The 18,661-nt window shown below is 47.5% G+C and carries 17 protein-coding genes and 1 pseudogene; 10 read left to right on the top strand and 8 right to left on the bottom strand.

The window, feature by feature from the left end:
* Nucleotides 1-85 precede the first annotated feature (85 nt).
* From CEW91_RS00985 to CEW91_RS00975, 3 genes are all read right to left on the bottom strand, one after another.
* On the bottom strand, nucleotides 86-1,954 hold the full coding sequence (locus tag CEW91_RS00985; protein ID WP_088767274.1) for a DUF885 domain-containing protein: 1,869 nt from the start codon (nucleotides 1,952-1,954) through the stop codon (nucleotides 86-88).
* A gap of 99 nt (nucleotides 1,955-2,053) precedes the next feature.
* Nucleotides 2,054-2,473, bottom strand: a complete 420-nt coding sequence (locus tag CEW91_RS00980) for a nuclear transport factor 2 family protein (RefSeq protein ID WP_088767273.1) — start codon at nucleotides 2,471-2,473, stop codon at nucleotides 2,054-2,056.
* Between the two features lie 17 nt (nucleotides 2,474-2,490).
* Nucleotides 2,491-2,787 carry a hypothetical protein gene (locus CEW91_RS00975; protein WP_088767272.1) on the bottom strand — a complete coding sequence of 99 codons (297 nt, stop codon included), beginning with the start codon at nucleotides 2,785-2,787 and terminating at the stop codon, nucleotides 2,491-2,493.
* A 129-nt stretch (nucleotides 2,788-2,916) separates the two neighbouring features.
* Here CEW91_RS00975 and CEW91_RS00970 point away from each other — a divergent pair, with 129 nt between their 5' ends.
* Both CEW91_RS00970 and CEW91_RS00965 read left to right on the top strand, forming a co-directional pair.
* Complete coding sequence (locus tag CEW91_RS00970; RefSeq protein ID WP_088767271.1) at nucleotides 2,917-3,951, top strand: sodium:calcium antiporter; 1,035 nt, start codon at nucleotides 2,917-2,919, stop codon at nucleotides 3,949-3,951.
* 25 nt (nucleotides 3,952-3,976) lie between these two features.
* Entirely contained in the window at nucleotides 3,977-4,540 is a 564-nt protein-coding gene (locus tag CEW91_RS00965) for a 3'-5' exonuclease (protein ID WP_088767270.1), read from the top strand.
* Between the two features lie 37 nt (nucleotides 4,541-4,577).
* Here the strand turns inward: CEW91_RS00965 and CEW91_RS00960 are convergent, their stop codons facing one another.
* Nucleotides 4,578-5,441, bottom strand: coding sequence for a YicC/YloC family endoribonuclease (locus CEW91_RS00960; RefSeq protein WP_088767269.1), 864 nt, complete (start codon nucleotides 5,439-5,441; stop codon nucleotides 4,578-4,580).
* Nucleotides 5,442-5,450: 9 nt separating this feature from the next.
* Nucleotides 5,451-6,038 carry a DNA endonuclease SmrA gene (gene smrA / locus CEW91_RS00955; RefSeq protein WP_088767268.1) on the bottom strand — a complete coding sequence of 196 codons (588 nt, stop codon included), beginning with the start codon at nucleotides 6,036-6,038 and terminating at the stop codon, nucleotides 5,451-5,453.
* Nucleotides 6,039-6,176: 138 nt separating this feature from the next.
* Between smrA and rph the strand changes: the two genes are divergently transcribed.
* Together rph and pyrE are read left to right on the top strand one after the other, a co-directional pair.
* Entirely contained in the window at nucleotides 6,177-6,890 is a 714-nt protein-coding gene (gene rph / locus CEW91_RS00950; RefSeq protein WP_053953357.1) for a ribonuclease PH, read from the top strand.
* A 28-nt stretch (nucleotides 6,891-6,918) separates the two neighbouring features.
* On the top strand, nucleotides 6,919-7,563 hold the full coding sequence (pyrE, locus tag CEW91_RS00945) for an orotate phosphoribosyltransferase (RefSeq protein WP_088767267.1): 645 nt from the start codon (nucleotides 6,919-6,921) through the stop codon (nucleotides 7,561-7,563).
* Here the strand turns inward: pyrE and CEW91_RS00940 are convergent.
* Nucleotides 7,560-9,224, bottom strand: a complete 1,665-nt coding sequence (locus CEW91_RS00940; RefSeq protein ID WP_232506997.1) for a cyanophycinase — start codon at nucleotides 9,222-9,224, stop codon at nucleotides 7,560-7,562. The two genes, pyrE and CEW91_RS00940, sit on opposite strands and share 4 nt — an antisense overlap.
* A 397-nt stretch (nucleotides 9,225-9,621) precedes the next feature.
* Between CEW91_RS00940 and CEW91_RS00935 the strand changes: the two genes are divergently transcribed.
* The 5 genes and pseudogenes from CEW91_RS00935 to CEW91_RS00915 all read left to right on the top strand — a co-directional run bounded on the left by CEW91_RS00935 (nucleotide 9,622) and on the right by CEW91_RS00915 (nucleotide 16,256).
* Nucleotides 9,622-12,225, top strand: a complete 2,604-nt coding sequence (locus CEW91_RS00935) for a TonB-dependent receptor plug domain-containing protein (RefSeq protein WP_088767265.1) — start codon at nucleotides 9,622-9,624, stop codon at nucleotides 12,223-12,225.
* A gap of 18 nt (nucleotides 12,226-12,243) precedes the next feature.
* Nucleotides 12,244-13,694: pseudogene (gene yfcC, locus CEW91_RS00930) on the top strand (putative basic amino acid antiporter YfcC).
* 3 nt (nucleotides 13,695-13,697) lie between these two features.
* A complete protein-coding gene (locus CEW91_RS00925) occupies nucleotides 13,698-13,946 on the top strand; it encodes a hypothetical protein (protein ID WP_088767264.1) in 249 nt (82 codons plus the stop codon).
* Nucleotides 13,937-14,872, top strand: a complete 936-nt coding sequence (locus CEW91_RS00920) for an amidohydrolase family protein (RefSeq protein WP_088767263.1) — start codon at nucleotides 13,937-13,939, stop codon at nucleotides 14,870-14,872. Before CEW91_RS00925 ends, CEW91_RS00920 begins: the two co-directional genes overlap by 10 nt.
* Before the next feature lie 64 nt (nucleotides 14,873-14,936).
* A complete protein-coding gene (locus CEW91_RS00915) occupies nucleotides 14,937-16,256 on the top strand; it encodes a transporter substrate-binding domain-containing protein (protein ID WP_232506996.1) in 1,320 nt (439 codons plus the stop codon).
* Here CEW91_RS00915 and trmL read toward each other — a convergent pair.
* The gene (trmL, locus tag CEW91_RS00910; RefSeq protein WP_088767262.1) at nucleotides 16,234-16,698 is read right to left on the bottom strand and encodes a tRNA (uridine(34)/cytosine(34)/5-carboxymethylaminomethyluridine(34)-2'-O)-methyltransferase TrmL; all 465 of its coding nucleotides are present in this window, start codon (nucleotides 16,696-16,698) and stop codon (nucleotides 16,234-16,236) included. The genes CEW91_RS00915 and trmL overlap by 23 nt on opposite strands.
* A gap of 70 nt (nucleotides 16,699-16,768) precedes the next feature.
* Here trmL and fieF point away from each other — a divergent pair, with 70 nt between their 5' ends.
* Nucleotides 16,769-17,683: a cation efflux pump FieF gene (gene fieF, locus CEW91_RS00905; protein WP_232506995.1), complete on the top strand. Its 915-nt coding sequence runs from the start codon at nucleotides 16,769-16,771 to the stop codon at nucleotides 17,681-17,683.
* On the opposite strand, the gene CEW91_RS00900 is transcribed toward fieF, so the two are convergent.
* Complete coding sequence (locus tag CEW91_RS00900) at nucleotides 17,625-18,650, bottom strand: alpha/beta hydrolase (RefSeq protein ID WP_088767260.1); 1,026 nt, start codon at nucleotides 18,648-18,650, stop codon at nucleotides 17,625-17,627. The two genes, fieF and CEW91_RS00900, sit on opposite strands and share 59 nt — an antisense overlap.
* Nucleotides 18,651-18,661: the final 11 nt, after the last annotated feature.

Here is an 18,661-nt window from a genome sequence, read left to right as displayed (position 1 = left end):
TTCTGACTTTCATAAAAAAACAGCGCAGAGCCGACTAAAGCAATGCGCTGTTTTTTTTGGTTGCAGGCTCTAGTTAGCCATTGTTTTACGCGCTTTTCTTCTCGCTAATGTAGTCGTTAACGAACTGCTCCAGAATATTCAACGGTACTGGGCCACTACCCAAGACCACATCGTGGAATTCACGAATATCAAACTTCTCGCCTAATTCCGACTTGGCTTTTTCACGCAGTTCAAGAATCTTGTTCATACCAATTTTGTAGGCGGTTGCCTGACCTGGCATGACAATGTGGCGTTCGACCATTTTCACCGCATCCGATTTAGCGTTTGGGGTGTTGGTGACATAAAAATCGATGCCTTCTTCACGCGTCCATTTCTTCGCATGGATACCGGTATCCACAACCAAACGAACCGCGCGCCAAAGTTCCATAGCTAAGCGACCAAAGTCTGAGTACGGGTCTTGGTATAGACCAATCTCCTTAGGTAGCTTCTCGGTATACAGACCCCAGCCTTCGCTGTAAGCAGTATAGCGGCCAAAGCGGCGGAACTTAGGAATGCCCTCAAGTTCTTGTTGGATGGCAATCTGCATATGGTGGCCAGGGATACCCTCGTGGTACGCCAGCGCTTCCATCTGATAGGTTGGCATCGCCGTCATGTCGTACAAGTTAGCGTAGTAGGTACCAGGGCGCGAGCCGTCCATTGATGGTTGCTGATAGAACGCCTTACCCGCTGACTTTTCGCGGAACGGTTCGACCGCTTTGACAATCAAGTCAGCTTTCGGTTTGTTGATAAAGAGTTCATCCAGACGACCGCGCATGTCATCAATGATCGCTTTCGCTTCATTTAGGTATTTTTGACGACCCTCTTCGGTATTCGGATAAACGAACTCATCGCTATTGCGCATGTGCACGAAGAATTCTTGCAACGTGCCTTCGAAGCCTACTTTCTCCATGATGTCGCGCATTTCGTTATGGATACGCTTCATCTCACTTAAACCGATTTCATGAATTTCTTCAGCTGTCAGGTCGGTTGTTGTGGTACGTTGCAACGCGTTGTTATAAAACGCTTCGCCGTTCGGGAATTTCCAGGCGCCATCTTTCGTGGTGGCCTGCTCTGCAATACCCTCTACCGCCGTAATTAAGTTTTCATAAGCAGGTTTCACTGACTCTAGCATCGCTTTTTTTGCGTCCGCGATTAACTGCTCACGTTGGCCCTCATCGATCTCTAAGTTGTCCAACTTACCGGTAAAGTCGGCCCATAAGGCGCTGGCTTCGCCATCATCAAACGGCGCACCGCTAATGATGTTTTTGCTGTCGCTAATGACATACGGGTAAACAAACTTCGGCGCGATAATGCCTTTTTCAGCTCGCAGCTCCAGATTCTCCGCTAGCTGATCAAACAGCTCCGGCAAGCCATTAAGGCGAGAGATATAATCTTCTGCGTCGTCCACGCTGCTAATGCGGTGTTGGTTAATCAACAACGACGCCACGCTCGAGTGCAAGCCAAACATTTGGTTAACCGGATAGTTGTGATGACGCCATTTAAAGTCAGCGATCTCGTTTTCAAGCTTTTGCTTCATTAACATCCAGCTGACTTTGGTTTGCTCGTTCAGCTTCGACTCGTCAATCGCTTTAACTTGCTCTAAGTGCTTCTTGGTCAGTGCCAGATCTTCTTCCGCCTGTGCTTCAGAGATGTCGTCCCATTTGTCCTGATCTTGTTTTATACCCAGGTAAGACTGGTACATTGGGCTGCGCATAACATTTTCCATGAAAATGTCTTCAAACAGCTTATTGGCTTTTTCAGATTCAGTCTGTTCAGCATTCTGAGTCGTGTTTTCAGACGTTGCAGTTTGAGACTGAGCATTTGCTGTGGTCGCTTCTTCTTTAGAAGCATCTGAGCATGCGGTTGTCATTAGCACCAACGATACCGCCAGCGCAATTTTCTTATATTCAAACATGTCGTTGTTCTCCTGTTGTTTTGTTTATCTTGATAACGGTTGCAGCGCAAGATGTCAATGTATGCGCGGTGGTGAGGTCAGTTACTAAGGTCAATCGACTTATTCAGCAGGGAAATAATAAACGCGACGAATGAGGCTATTAGAGAACTCGTAAATCGCCAGGCTTTTCTGCGACCTCAGTTGATCCTTTTGCCGCCAACTTGCCTCTTCTATTGTACTGACGCGATTTCCCAATACGGTTATGTCGGTTAGTTCACTTTGACACGACGGGCAAGATTTAAAGTATCCGCTCATCGCTTTTATGAGCTCAGTCTTACCGCTGGTTTCAACCGCTATTCTGTCACCATTTACCGACAGCCATTGAATATTATCGGTTACATACTGTGACATTAGCTCCGCATCGTGCGCATTAAACGCGGCGACGAACTGCTTAACTTGCTCAGAGCGCTCGGAAGCCGCCAACCCGGAAGTCGAAAAGACAAAGCAAAAGGACATAAAACAGTAAGCTAAATGGCGCATGGTAAATCCTTTTTCAGTTACTGCAGTGTATATTCCAGACACGCTTCAATTTGTGATGCAGGCAGCCTAACACCAATAACAGGCTGAAGTGCCGACTGAACCTTAGGTATTAATGCCCTGAACTCAGCAAGTAATACATCTTCGCTGACCTCTTCGTTAAACACCAAGGTGATCTTTAAGCTTTGTGGGAAACGCTGATAGTCCACTTCGTGGGTCAGCCAAATAAAGCCTTCATGGTCAAACTTTGCAGCTTCACACACCCGAGTCAGCTCGCGGATAATCTCGCGTTCTAGTTTCTTATCACTTTTTCGCATACAAATACCTTTAATAGCTTTCTAGCCTTAGGATAACCTAATAACAGCAATGTTGCCCTGCCTGGCGTTTGACCCGCCTATTCAGCTAGCTATACTCATTTTATCAGTCGTAGTAAGGGGCATTGGCATTTGTTAAACCCTGATAACTGGACGTTATTTCAAGGACTGGCGGTATTTGGGCTTTGCGCCCTGATTATAGCTATTGCCGGTACCCGCATTACACGAATTGTCGATCAGCTTGCCGATCGCACGGGTATCGGTGAGGCAGCAGCAGGCGCGGTGTTACTGGGTGGTACAACATCCATTGGTGGTTCCGTGCTTTCGGTTACCGCGGCATGGAACGGTAATGCAGAGCTGGCAATGAGTAATGCCCTGGGTGGTATTGCGGTACAAACCTTTTTCCTGGCGGTGGCCGATATGGTCTACCGACGCGCGAACCTTGAACATGCGGCGGCGTCTGTTCCGAACATGATGCAAAACGCACTGCTTATTGTTCTGCTGTCTCTTATCCTTATGACGCCTCTGTTGCCTAATGTGACTGTCTGGGGTCTGCATCCGGTCACGCCCGTACTCTTTCTTGTTTACATCTACGGTATTCACCTTGTGCACCGGGCGCATGACGCACCCATGTGGGCTCCGACAAAAACGCGTGAAACACGGGAAGATAAACCGGATGACATAAAGCTTATGCCTTCAATGGCTAGACTTACGAGCGAGTTTTTTGTGCTGTTTATCGTGCTCGGTTTTGCCGGTTACATGCTGGAGCCTTCAGCAACTGTCATTGCCACAGAGACCGGACTAACACAAACCATAGTAGGCGTTATGCTAACCGCTATCAGCACCTCAATTCCCGAGTTGGTCACTTCCGTCGCAGCCGTTCGGCGTGCTGCATTAACTCTGGCTGTCGGCGGCATTATCGGCGGCAATGCGTTTGATACCTTATTTACCGCTGCATCGGATATTGCCTACCGCGATGGTTCGATTTATCACACCATGACCGATGGTACCCTATTCTGGGTGTGCCTGACGCTGTTAATGTCAGCCATTCTGATCATGGGCCTCATTCGACGTGAGCGCGAGGGTCCCGGCCGTATTGGCCTGGAAAGTGTACTTATTACGCTGCTGTACCTTGGTGGGGTGTGGTTACTGATAAGTCAAATTTAAACATACGGACGAGGCGCAAAATATTTTGGATCCACAAAAGCTCATTTTAATTGTCGACCTTGAAGCCACCTGCTGGGACGGTAATGTTGAAGGTTTAGAGCGCAAGCAAACCGTCGATGACATGGAGATCATTGAATTCGGTTGTGCTATCGCACAATTAGACGGAGCCGTGGTGGACTCCCGTTCGTTTATGGTTCGTCCACAGGTCCATCCAAAGCTCAGCAATTTTTGTACTCAATTAACCACTATTACACAAAGGGATGTTGAGTCAGCCCCTGTTTATCAAGACGTAGTGCCTAAGATAAACCAGTGGTTGGAGAGTTATGATTTAGCGGCTTGGGGCTCATGGGGTAATTACGACAAAAACCAGATTAGCGCAGAACAAAGACGACATAATCTGGTACCGGAATTTTTCCCGCTGCCGCACATTAACATCAAGCAACAATGGCGACAGGGCAAAGTGAATAGTCGTAGTGCTGGTTTAGCCAATGCTCTTAACTATCATGGTTTGTCTTTTGAGGGCACGCATCACCGGGGGATTGATGATGCATTGAATATTGCCCGATTGCTGCGATTTACTGAATTATAGGATCTCACCTGCGGCAGAACCGCAGGCTACGCCGGGGTTATTCGATGTTTTGGATCTGCTCCCGCATCTGCTCAATCAACACCTTTAATTCCACCGCAGCGGCGGTGATATCCGCATTAATAGACTTAGAGGCCAGGGTGTTCGCTTCGCGATTAAACTCTTGCATCATAAAGTCCAGGCGACGTCCGCAGGGGCCGCCTTTTTTCAATATTTTGCGAGCTTCTTCTACGTGTGCGTCGAGCCGGTCCAGCTCTTCGGCTACATCAACTTTTTGCGCCAGCATAATCATTTCTTGTTCAACACGCTGAGGGTCTAGGTCGACTTTTACTTCTTCAAAACGGGTTAGTAAACGCTCACGTTGCCACTGCATCACTTCGGGCATGTGCTCGCGAACGAAGGCTACCTGTTTACTAACGCCATCCAGACGCTCTTGCAGCATGCGATCAATAGCCGCGCCCTCGCTTTTTCGGTTTTCTATGAATTCAGAAATGGTCCTATCTAATGCTGTCAGCACTTCTTTTTGCAGAGCATCAGTATCTTGCTCGTCGGCATTCACCACACCCGGCCACTTCAACACATCAATTGGGTTCAACTGACCGGCAGCAGAGTGCTGGCTCACCCACTTAGCGCTGGCAATAACGCTTTTCGCCAAATCCTCATTTATCGACAACTCACTTTGGCGAGTTTCATCCATGTGTACGTAAAGCTTACATTCGACCTTACCGCGCTGCAGATTTTTACGAAACTTATCGCGTAGGGAATTTTCCAGCGAACGAAAGCTCTCCGGCAAACGGAAAAAGGTTTCCAAATAGCGTTGGTTTACCGAACGCACTTCCCACGTTGCAGTACCCCAGTCGGCTTTATGTTCGTGGCGAGCGTAGCCCGTCATACTTTGAATCATTTTATTTCCTTATTTTTTCGCGTGCTTTTCGCGATTTTTCTGTTTCTGTTCGGCGTTTTTCTTCATCATAATGTACACGGCACCACGGCCGCCGTGCGGCCGTTGCGCGCTGTGAAACGCCAGTACCGGCGGCAGCTCTCGTAGCCATTTATTCACATAGCTTTTTATCAGCGCCGGGTGTGGCTTCGAATGCTTACCCATGCCGTGAATCACCAGAGCCGTTCTTACACCCGCCGCATGGCAGTCCTGCACAAAATTAAACAATGCTGTGCGCGCTTCCGCTAACGAGTGATGATGCAAGTTCAGACTGGCTTCCATAGTATAACGGCCTTGCTTCAAGCGCTTAAATACACCGGCTTGCACGCCGTCTCGGTGAAACTCTATGGCTTCATCCGGCTCGACCAAATCGACATACTCAGTCGACAGGAAGTTGGCATTCTCTTCTTCCTCTGCTTCGGCCGCGCGGCGCCGTTCTTTTTGCGCCAGCGTTGGTTCAAAAGCCTGCTTAATATCCGCTACTTCTTCGCCCGCCAGCGGCGTTACGTCCGTCATTTCCTGACGAAACAACTCAAATTCTTCATCATCTGAACGCGACATACTGCCTCCCGCTCATATTCCTTTTGCTCGTTCTAGTGTAATACGTTGTTCGTGGAATCGCGATCCATTAATCGTGCAATTCTGCTACAATTGCGTTCAATTTCTTACACAGCGACATTCACTCAACAAGGAGATGACATGCGTCCAAGTGGCCGTACGGCACAACAGATTCGACCGGTAACCATTACCCGCAACTTTACCAAACACGCTGAAGGCTCAGTGCTAATTGAGTTTGGCGAAACCAAAGTACTTTGCAATGCCTCTGTTGAGAAGGGCGTTCCACGCTTTTTAAAAGGCAAAGGCCAGGGTTGGGTCACAGCCGAATACAGCATGTTACCGCGAGCCACCCACACACGTTCGCAACGTGAAGCGTCCCGCGGCAAACAAGGCGGACGCACCTTGGAAATCCAGCGCCTTATTGGTCGTTCACTACGCACCTGTGTCGACTTGGCAGCTCTGGGCGAGAATACGATTACTGTCGACTGCGACGTGATTCAGGCCGACGGGGGCACACGTACGGCCTCTATTACCGGCGCTTGCGTAGCGTTGGTTGACGCATTGAACTGGATGCGCGCACAAGGCATGGTCAAAGTGAACCCGTTAAAAGAAATGGTCGCGGCTATTTCGGTAGGCATTTTAGATGGCGACCCGGTCAGCGACTTAGAGTACGTTGAAGACTCAAAAGCCGACACCGACATGAACATTGTTATGACTGAAGCCGGCAAATTTATCGAAATTCAGGGCACTGCCGAAGGCGAAGCGTTCAGCTTTGATGAAATGAACAGCTTGGTCGATATGGCGCGCCACAGTATCCGCGAACTTATCGATATTCAGAAAAAAGCACTAGCCTAACGTCAGCAATAGTTCAGGAAGTTAACGAATGAAAACGTATCAAAAAGAGTTTATTGAATTTGCCATTGAGCGTGGTGTTCTTAAATTTGGCGAGTTTACCTTAAAGTCGGGACGCACCAGTCCCTACTTTTTTAATGCCGGACTTTTTAACAAAGGTTCAGACCTGGCTCGTTTAGGCCGTTTTTACGCCGAGGCATTGGTCGACTCAGGTATCGACTTTGACGTTTTATTTGGCCCGGCTTATAAGGGCATTCCTATTGCTACTGCAACGGCTGTCGCACTTTACGACCAGCACAACCAAGACACCCCTTATTGCTTTAACCGAAAAGAAAAGAAAGACCACGGCGAAGGCGGCAACCTGGTGGGCTCTGCGTTGGAAGGTAAAGTCATGCTGGTTGACGACGTTATTACCGCAGGCACCGCTATTCGCGAGGCAATGGACATTGTTCAAACCAATGGTGCTGAGCTCTCCGGCGTATTGATTGCGTTGGACCGTCAGGAAAAAGGCAAAGGCGAGCTGTCGGCTATTCAGGAAGTTGAGCGCGACTTTGGAGCCAAAGTGGTTAGCATTGTCAGCCTGAACGATGTCATCACCTTTTTGAAAGATGACGACACGTTCAAAGAGTATTTACCCAAAGTTGAAGCTTATCGCAGCGAGTTCGGCGTAGCCTAAAGCTTCTCTTCCGGCTGGTAGGCGATGCCAATGCTACCGTTCACAATTTGGCATTCGCCGCCGGCGGCTTGAACACGGCTCGACTCACCCCTTTGCGCGACCAGTCGATAACTCTTATTCAGCAAGCTGACTTGGTTTCGCTCACCACACAAAATACGCATAGAGTCGATTAAGCCACGATCCGTCAGGAAATTTGTCGTCGGCTGTGTCTGCACAACATCATCACTTTCTGCGAATTCAGCGGTTTGTAAACCAAAGGGTGAAATCACGCCAGAGGCGCCGGCCACTAAATAATGAAAAGTTCCGGCAACAGCGCTATCGGTAGACTGAGCATTTTCGACAAAGAACACCCCACGCTCGCCATGCACATCAAAAGCGCCTGTCTCTAGGTTAACGGCTAATGCTGTTTTCTCATCAATACCTATGGACAAAGGTGTCGAAGTTGCCGCAGCAAGGCGCAATAAACGACCATGTCTGCCACGCTCTGAGAAATGAGTATCCAATGTCGCAAAATGAAACAGGCTTAAACCTCCAAGAGGATGGTAAGTCAAACTGTCAGGGCCAACATTGGGAGGACATGTAGTATCCAAGTGGCATCCAAACGGAGGTGGCTCGGACGCAATTGCTCCCTCTTTTATCGCCTGAGCCGTGGTTCCATTTGAAATCATCGGTTTTGATGTCATCACCGCTGTACCAGCACTAGTACCGCCGACAACTATTTCTTTCTGCTGAACGTTAGCAATAATCATTTTCAAGATATCGCTGGGCTCGTTATTCGGCTTCAGAAAAGTTGAGCGAGTGAGGTTCTGATCGCCTCCGTTGAAAAATAGTCCATCCGCACTAGAAATCATCTCTGCGGCAGCCGCTGTATCTTTACAGAATTCGACTTGCTCCTTGTATCGCTCTCTATGAACACGGTCTCTTTCATACGTGCCTAACACTTCTTGCTGCACTTCAGCGAGCTCATCACATCGGTTCTCACGCTGTGCTTTTACCACAGCTGAGTCTAAAGGTAGCCAGTGGGCATTTGCTCCTAGCTGTTCAAATACACTGCTATAAAAATCGATTGCGTCGTAAGGGTTCCGTGATGCTGAAGTCAAAAAATAGATTGTTGGTTTTTGCTTAGATTCACTTACCGTCTGAGCCATTTTCAAAAAGCGTTGAAAAATCGCTTTGGATTCACCTTTTAAGCTCTCATCCAAATTAACCACTTCGCGAACGGCATCCGGGACCGGCAGTTCCAATAAATCAATGATACGGTTCCACTCAGCGTCTGATAGTGAGTTATATAATTGCTGAGTTGCTCTGCGTGTAAACTCCCTTAAGAAAACACGCTCAGGTACAATATCTTCGTTAATTCGGTCGTGGATAAGTGCCAAAGCATCCACAACCTTTTTTCTTGTCTCTTCACGATAGCTAGGCCAAACAGCTTCTGACGTCGCTTTCGAGCGAAACTTCTTTGAAATGTTTAGATAACGATCAGTTCGCATCGTCTCTTTATCAATCCAGTCAACATCGTCACATTTGTCCGAGGCAAAGCTTGAACATACCTCTAAGCCACCTCCGGCCAATAATAAATGACGAAAGTCTTTCCCGTTTTCTGCAGTGGCTGAGGCCACAAGAACTGGCGCGCAAGCAACAGCAAAAAACTTTAAAAACATATGCTTAACCATAAACTAAGTTCCTAATTCCTGACCACTACCACTGTATGGCTATGATATTTGGCTAAATTGACAGCTAGCAACGCTAGTGCTATTCCTATGTCACTGTCAATCAAAGACAGCAAATTATTAGGATAATTATAACCATTATGCTAAAAAAAGCTTATCAACTGACTAACTATCATTACGATAGTTTTTATCTCTCGGAGTGGTTCGACGAATAGGCCACGGTAGCCGTCCCTGGTTACTGCGGCGAGCGCACCACTGCCTCCCCCGCTATCGCTCTCTTATGAGCAGTGACATGAGTCAACGTGTGTCTTTAAGACTCGACTCGTGAAACAAGCCCCGTACATACGGGAAAATCTCAAGACAATAAAAAACCACAAAGGAGATTCCTATGTCCAAGTGGAGCCTATTGATCCCATTAGCGGGTCTAACTCTTTCGCCTGTCGCGATCGCAATGCAACAGGCAAATAATGAAAACGAACAACAACAAGAAGCACAAATTGACGAGAACATCCAAGTCACAGGATCTCGCTTAAAAGGCATCGATATGGAAGGTGCCAATCCAGTGCAAATCTTTAGCCAAGAAGATTTAAACGAGCGAGGACACATTAGTGTTGGCTCTTTCTTAAAAGACTTACCTCAAGCCGCCACCGCCGGTACCTTTACTGAAAATGGTGGCGTTGGTGGAGCTGATGGAGCCCCAGCGGGATCAGCTGGTGTTAGTTTACGCGGTCTCGGCAGTAGCTCTACGCTTGTATTAGTCAACGGACGACGTGTCAATGTGAGTTCTTTCGCTAATGGCGCAGACTCTTTCGTCAATGTTAACAACATTCCTATGTCGGCTATTGATCGAATTGAAGTACTAACCGACGGTGCTTCCTCCATTTATGGCTCTGATGCCATCGCAGGTGTCATTAACTTTATTATGCGTAAAGACTTTGAGGGTCACGAAGTCTCAATAATGTACGGAGATGATACCGACTCCTCCGACGGCAGCCGTTATAATGCAACCTATGTTGGTGGCTTTAATACGAAAAATAGTAATACAACTGTCATTCTAGATTATGCCAGTCAAAACTCCGTTTTTAACTCTGACAGGCCTATCACCGTAACCTTTGAGTCAAGCACTTTCGTAGACATCGATGGGACTGAATACGCTGAGCCATACTGTAACAACGGCACACCAGTTGCGAATAGTCGTTGCGACTACGATTATGTAATACAACGCGTAGTCCAGCCCGACTATGATAACTTTGGTGCCACACTTAATCATTATTATCGCCTGAATGATCGGACTGAGTTCTTTGCTGAAGCGATGTTTCAGCAAAATGAGGGACACGCATACGACTCTGGTGCCGCTTTCTCAGCAACCATACCGGGTGATTCATCTGTTATCCCTGAGTGGGCAAGTGAATTGAATCAGGAAGACGGCTCGGCCGACCCAATTTACATTCGTTCACGTTTTCCCGATCGCCGCACTCAAGAATATACTGATACATCTTACCGGCTGCTTGCCGGACTTCGTGGTGAGATCGGTTATTGGAACTGGGAAACTGCAGCTAGCTACGGTAAATCAGAGAGTGAAATACTGCACACCGCAGGCTTTTACTCAGTATCAGCTGTCGATGACGCTATTGCAAACGGTACCTTTGATCCATTCAATTTAGGTCGCAATAACGATGCGAGCACTTTAGCCAGTTTGCGTACGTTGGCGCCAAGAAACGGCGAATCTGAACTATTCTCTTTTGATTTCAATATTGCGGGAGACTTATTCGAGTTGCCAGCGGGTTACGTTAAATCTGTTTTTGGTGGTGAATATCGCCGTGAAGAGCTTTTTGATGAACCGGCAGCAATCGCCGCGAATAACGGCGTTTTTGCGCTAGGCGCCAGCCAAGCAGAGGCCGACAGAAGCCAGTACGCTTTTTATAGCGAATTTCACTTACCCTTAACACAATCGCTGGATGCTATTGCGGCTTTACGCTACGACCATTACAGCGACTTTGGTGGAGACGTTAACCCGAAATTATCACTTCGCTGGAGAGCAACCGATGACCTGATTTTCAGAGCCTCTGCCAGCACTGGTTTCCGAGCCCCATCACTCACTCAACTGGGAGCAGGGACATCACTTTCGGCGGCTTACATTAACTGTACACCAGATGACCCTTACGTTTCTTTGTGCGGTACTTCGGGTAACGAGCAAGGAGAACTAGAGCTCGATCAGGAAACGCTTGGTAACCTGAACCTTGAAGCTGAACAGTCCGTTGCATACAACATTGGGACATCTTGGAATATTACCGACACTTGGCAATTAACAGTGGACTATTGGCGGTATGACCATGAAGATATCGTCGACATCGATGCCAATACAACACTGGATGCATGTGTCGCTGGTAACTCTCCTGTTGTTAATACCGTGAGCGAACTAGGCGATAACGAGTTTGGTTGTGTTGTTAATGCTGACGGCGATTTGGTCTTTTTACGCACCGGTTATTTCAACGTCGGTGAGCAAAAAACTGATGGCGTTGACATTCGAACGGACTACAGTCTTAGCACGAACAGCTATGGTGATTTTAACCTTTATGCAAGCGGGACTAAAACGTTCAGTTATGAACGGAAACTAACGCCTGAGTCTGAAGCCGAAGACTTATTGGGCCGTTTAAGCGGAGCTGCTGAAATAGCCCGTCCTGAGTTCGTTGCCGACTTTGGTGTTGAATGGGAGCTCTCTGATTATAATGCAAACCTAAATGGGCATTATGTTAGCAGTCTGGGCGACGGTGACTTTAAGTTTGGTGGTAATGAGACCGTTGATGCATGGTTAACCTGGAATGCGAGTATTGGCTATCAATTTAATACAAACCATCGCTTCTTATTGACCGTCCGTAACCTGTTAGATGAAGAACCTCCTTACGCTTCATCACCAACTAACGGTTATGCATCTTCAGTCCATGACTGGTTAGGGCGGCAGGTCTCGCTGCGTTACACCGTTAACTTTTAAAGAGGTTTAACAAGCAGTATGACACAACAAAAACACCCGATGACCATGCCTGATGCGTTAGTCATCCTGTTCTTTGTTGCTCTTCTGGCAGCACTCGCCGCATGGTGGGTGCCTGCTGGATATTACGAGACAGAAACCGTTACCCGCAATATAAACGGTGAGCTGCAGCAACGTTCAGTTATTATTCCTGAAAGCTTTCAATATGCCGATAACGAAAGTTTTCAACGACCATTTTTTGCCGAAGGCGGTCAGATTGGCCTCGCCAACCTTCCTTTCGAAGGTCTAGTCTCTGGGTCTAAATGGGGTTCAGCAATTGGTGTCATCGCATTTATTCTCGTAGTCGGTGGTGCGTTTGGAATGATTCTGAAAACCACGTCAATAGAACGAGGTATTCTTGCTCTTGTCGAGAAAACGCGACATTTTGAGTTAGTATTTCTGACCTCCATGTTTCTTGTTTTCTCACTTAGTGGCGCAATATTCGGCATGGGCGAGGAGGCTATCGCATTCTGCCTGGTCCTTTTACCCGTACTGCGATCATTAGGTTACGATGCTGTCACCACAGTTTTAGTTACCTACGTAGCAACTCAAGTGGGCTTTGCAACCTCCTGGATGAATCCATTCAGTGTTGCTATTGCTCAGGGCATTGCTGAAGTCCCTTTGCTCTCCGGTAGCGGCTTCAGAATGATACTCTGGTTTTGCTTTACACTGTTCGGCCTTCAGTTCACTTTAAGGTATGCCAAACGCATTAAACAGCCTGTGGTCACAAAACAAGTTTCAACATCTGCATCAAACCGATCATTCGAGTACGTCGATGCAGCAATTCTGATTTCATTTGTAATTGGTTTAGCTTGGGTTATATGGGGTGTCACGCAACGCCAGTACTATATCCCGAAATCGCGGCACAGTTTTTCGTTATGGGTTTGGTATGCGGATTGATAGCTCTTATTGGCAAGCGCTTGTCTGCTAATGATCTTGCTCAAGCGTTTAATCAAGGTGCAAAAGACTTATTACCAGCAGCATTAATTGTTGGCTTTGCCAAAGGCATTGTACTTTTGCTTGGCGGAGACGATGCAACCACACCTTCAGTTTTAAATACCATTCTGCATAGTGCAGGTAATACCATCGGTGAATTCTCTACGGTTGTATCTGCATCACTTATGCTCGTTTTTCAGTCTGTTTTTAATTTCTTTATCGCCTCAGGTTCAGGTCAGGCAGCTTTAACGATGCCCTTAATGGCGCCTCTTTCAGACTTAGTCGGGGTCAGCAGGCAAACTGCCGTGTTAGCGTTCCAACTCGGTGACGGTCTAACAAATATTATTATCCCGACATCAGCATCCCTTATTGGCTGCCTTGGTGCGGTCAAATTAGACTGGGGAAGCTGGGTAAAAATTATTTGGAAGTTCCAACTCGGACTTCTGCTTTTGTCATTGATTTCAATGATCCTCGCTGTAACTATAGGATTCTCTTAATATATGCTCACACTAATTAAAAATGCCCATGTTTGGTCACCCGATCCCATTGGTCAGCTCGATATTTTATTGGCTGATGGCCGTATCGCCGCAATAGAGAACAACATTGATATTACCGGACAAAATATCCAAGTCCACACGATAGATGCTAAAGGTCTGTGGTTAATTCCCGGCTTCGTTGATCCGCTTGCACATTTTAATGGAGGTGGCGGCGAGGGGGATTCCATACCAGAACGCCTGATATGCCGGTAACTGACGCTTTCAGCGCTGGAATAACCACAATGGTCTCTGGTTTGGGAACCGATGCCTCAACACGTTCCCTAGTCGATATGTTGGCCAAAGCTCGGGGATTAACTAATGAAGGTCTTAGCACTTATTGCTACACAGGCTCTTACGAATTCCCAGTAAAAACCATTAGTGGTTCCGTACGTGACGACCTTATTCTAATTGATAAGTTTATCGGTGTAGGTGAAGTTGCTATCGCCGATAAGCGCGGCTCTCAAATAACGCCACATGAACTTGCTCGACTCGCATCTGATGCTAAAGTCGGAGGGTTATTAGCGGGCAAAGCAGGGGTTGTTTTTTTGCACGTAGGGGACGAACCTGCAATGCTGTCCGTGGTCGAGCAAGCATGTTCCGATTATGACGTCACCGCGCACCAGTTTTATCCAACTCATATTAATCGTCACCGCGAGTTACTTGAAAGTTCAGCTTCTTTTGCACATCAAGGAGCAGTGTTGGATTTAACCACCTCAACCACACCTGAGTTACTAGCAGCAGGCGAAATTGCAGCAGCTGAAGCACTCGGTGAGTTATTGGAACTCGGAGTAGATGAGAACTTCATTAGTTTTAGCACTGACTGCAATGCAAGTTTGCCCGACTTTGACAAAAATGGTCGGCTACGTGGCTTAAAAGTAGGTCAGGCGCAAAGTTTACTGGAGTCCGTTCAAGAGGCTCTTGCCAATCAAATTCCTCCTCAGAAAGTATTTAAGGCATCCTCAACTAACGCGGCTAGTCACCTAGAACTTTTGCACAAAGGTCGTGTGGCGGTGGGTGCTGATGCCGATCTCGTTTTAATGAACCCAGATGACTATTCCATAACCTATGTGATAGCCAATGGTAAAATGGTTGTTGAAACAGGTAAGCTATTGAAATTTGGTGAATTTCAGGGGTCGTGACCGACCTCTGAACGCTGCTATACTGTGCGTTGTATAAGCAACCCGAGTCCTATGCATTCTTACTATGAAATTGCGACTACCGAGTATCGCGGCATTCGTATACTGTATCGGTATACTCTTAATAACAACTAATAGCTATGCCCAGGAAAAGCTCACTTTCCGTGCGCCGGACGAGAGTGCCTTTACCAATTATGTTACCGCTGTGCTTGAAGAAGCCTACCGTGAACTTGGTATTCAACTTAACTATATAGACCTGCCACGGGTGCGAGGTGAACAGTTAGCCGCCAAAGGAACCATTGCCGGGGAGCTCGGCAGAACAACCGCTTTAGAAAACAAGCGGCACGAACTGCGACGCGTTCCTTTTCCACTATTTAGGTTTGACATCCTGGCAGTCACCGACCGACGCCGGTGCGGTTATTGTCGCCCGGGAAACTATGACAGCCTGGCGTACGTTAACGGAATGGATTCAATTACTACCGTCGTCAAAAAGCTTTCAAGACCGCCCTCTGTTGTCACGCCAACGGATTTAGAGCAAGTAGTAAAACTGGTTGAGGCTGGTCGAGTAGACGCCGCCTTTATGGCGGACTTCCAGTATCAGGGGTCTGCACTAAGCAAAAACCCTAACTTTATTACTCACCGACTTTCTATCGAGCAAGGCTTTCATTACCTAAACGAAGAGCACGCTCGGCTTATTCCTCAACTGACGTACCAGCTGCAAAAGCTGAGAGAAAGTGGTCGTATTGAGGAGCTGCAAAAGGCCTATGGTGTTCATACAGCGCCCCCTGCACAGCCACTTGACCCATCGAAGCCTGTGGTTGTTTTAGGGCCTGTTCAAAAAGGACTAACGAACGCAGACGGTACAGGCAAATTGTGGGCATTTGCAAAGCGCGTTTTCCCAGAAGTAGCCGAATTGCATCCGGTTGTTACCAGCTGGCAGCGAGCGAAACAAATGATACAGGAAGCTCGTGCCGATGCTCTGTTGGGCGTTCGAGCTAGCCAAAGCATTCCCAATACCATCTTGTCAAAGTATCACGTTGGCTATGACGACAGCCTTTACTTGTTCAGTCTGGAAGAACAAAATGAAGGGCCTATTTGCCTGTCGGGACCACGATTCATTGAAGATCTGGTCGATACGCAACGTCCGTTTTACCGGGCAGACAGTTCTCTCGACTGTTTTGCATTATTAGATATGGGCCGGGTCAATGCTGTTGTTGATTACCGAAGCAACTTACCTGACTGGACTGAAAAACCCTACAAGCAACAATTAATTGCGGAGCCAAGTCCACTTTTCGTCGCATTTCCCGCTACACCACGAGGTCGCTCGTTAAAGCGTGCATTCGACCATTATGTCGTTAATAACGTTAGCGGGCCCCCGCAAAATTAAGCTGACGCCACGCTTCATAAGCGAAGATTGCCACTGAGTTCGACAAATTTAAGCTGCGGCTGGTATCAGCCATTGGTAAACGCAACCAGTTTTCCGACGAAAACGTTTCCAGCACGGTCATTGGCAGACCTCGAGTTTCCGGCCCAAACAGCAATACATCATTTGGCTGATATTGAACGTCGGTATAACGAGTCTTGCCCTTCGTCGTGCAGGCAAAAATACGGTTGTGCTCAACATTAGACAAAAACGCCTGCCAGCTTTCATGAATGCTGACCGCTGCCAAATCGTGGTAATCCAATCCCGCACGCCGTACTTTCTTCTCATCCAACTCAAAGCCTAACGGCTCTATCAAATGCAGTCGCATGCCCGTGTTCGCGGACAAGCGTATAACATTGCCGGTGTTAGGCGGTATTTCCGGCTCAAATAAAACTAAATGCAGCATGGCTAATTTTCATCGTTTATAGAAAAACGGTAGAATAGCAGAATATTCTTTTTTAATGTGTGTCCGCATCGTGCCAAAGCAGAAAAATTATCAGCAAAACTACGCTTTCTGGGTTCGCTTAGCCAGCGCTTCGTCGGTTATCGTGGCTGCCACTCTCATTGCAATAAAGCTGTTTGCCTGGTTACAAACCGAATCTGCGAGTATGTTGGCTTCCTTAACGGACTCGATTCTCGATAGCGGCGCGTCTATTTTCAGCTTTTTTGCCATTCGCTATGCACTTCAGCCTGCAGATGAGGAACATCGCTTTGGTCACGGTAAAGCTGAATCTTTGGCGGCTATGGCGCAAAGCGCCTTTATTGCTGGTTCCAGTATGTTATTAGTCTTTCACAGCGTGCAGCAACTGTTACAAGGCGGAGGTGTGCCTAAGGCGGGTTATGGCATTATCGTTTCTATTATCGCCATTGTGATTACGGCAGTGCTGATAGTGATTCAACGTATTGCTATAAGACAAACCCAGTCACAAGCCATCCAGGCCGATAACCTACATTACCAGTCCGATATTTTGCTGAACCTGGCGGTCATTGTTGCGCTGATACTGACCAGCATGGGGTGGTTCTGGGCAGACAGCGTTTTTGCCATTGGCATAGCACTATATCTAATTGTTGGTGCAATAAAAATTGGCTGGGATGCCTTTCAGTCACTCATGGATCGCGAACTATCAGAAGAGCATCAAAAGCAGATATCTGAAGTTACCCTTTCTGTTGATGGGGTTAAGGGCTTTCACGGTTTAAGGACTCGCGAAGCCGGACCCGTTCGTTTTATACAGCTCCATATTGAGCTCGACAACCGTTTGTCACTATTGAGAGCTCACGCTATTGCCGATAACGTTGAGACCGAATTGATGAAAGCTTTTCCGGGGGCCGACATTATTGTTCACATGGATCCTGAGATTGTTGCAATAGTGGAAGGGTCTGCTCAACGATAGTGCGCAGCAAAGGCGCACGAAACTCGTCTTTTTCCATCATTAACTCGTGGTACGCCCCCTCTATTGTTCTTAGGGTGAAACGTTCTTCTGTCGCTTTTGCTGCGACCGCCAGCTGCCCTGTTTTAGAAACAACCTGGTCGGAACCAGCCCGGAATAATGTCACTGGAATGCGGATTTCATTGACCACATTCTGAGCCGCTTCTGAGGCTTTTATTGCTTCAAACAACCAATTAAACGTTGGTCCGCCAAGCTGCAACTCCGGCTGAGCGTCATAACCATCACGAAAAGCATCGTACCGCGCCGGGCTTTGTGTCAGCACATTGTCATCAAACGCAAGGCGCTGATAATTCTTCATGCCCAAAAAGTACCAAGGTCGGGCAAACCATCGGTTCACCCGAGCCCCCACACAAACAACCAGCTTCGCTAACCAATACGGCACTCCGCCAGTTTCAATTGAGAACATAGGCGCTGACAAAATAAGCGAGCGATAACTGTGTTGGTAATTTGCGCAATACAAAGTCGCTATGGTTCCGCCCATGGAGTGCGAGAATAGCGTTTTTGGCACACCCCCAAAGAGCGTCTTAAGTTCAGAAGAAAAAAGAGCAAAGTCACGAACAAAATCATTAAAGTCCTCAACATGCCCTTGGTGCGGGTTACTCGTTAAACGATCCGATAACCCTTGACCACGATGATCGATAGCTGCGACAGAGAGTCCGTATTGTGCTAATTCCCAAAACAGCTCCTGATATTTTAACGCCGACTCGATACGCCCCGGACTAATAACAACCAAAGGTGCATCTGCGCTGTGTTTATAAAACGCATAATGTAGGGTGAGTCCATCTTCAGTTTTAAAGTACGCCGACTGAACCTTTGTGTTCCAGAAGGGCACAATCGTCTCATCAAAAAATGCTCGCCAATCAGGCGAGTCATCGGCAGGCTTTTGTTTTATAGGGTCGTTTAGCGACATGCGTGTTGCTC

This window comes from Idiomarina piscisalsi (assembly GCF_002211765.1).
GTDB classification, from domain to species: Bacteria; Pseudomonadota; Gammaproteobacteria; order Enterobacterales; family Alteromonadaceae; genus Idiomarina; species Idiomarina piscisalsi_A.
Note: the sequence above shows the minus strand (reverse complement) of the source record. Positions and strands in the feature narration are given on the sequence as shown.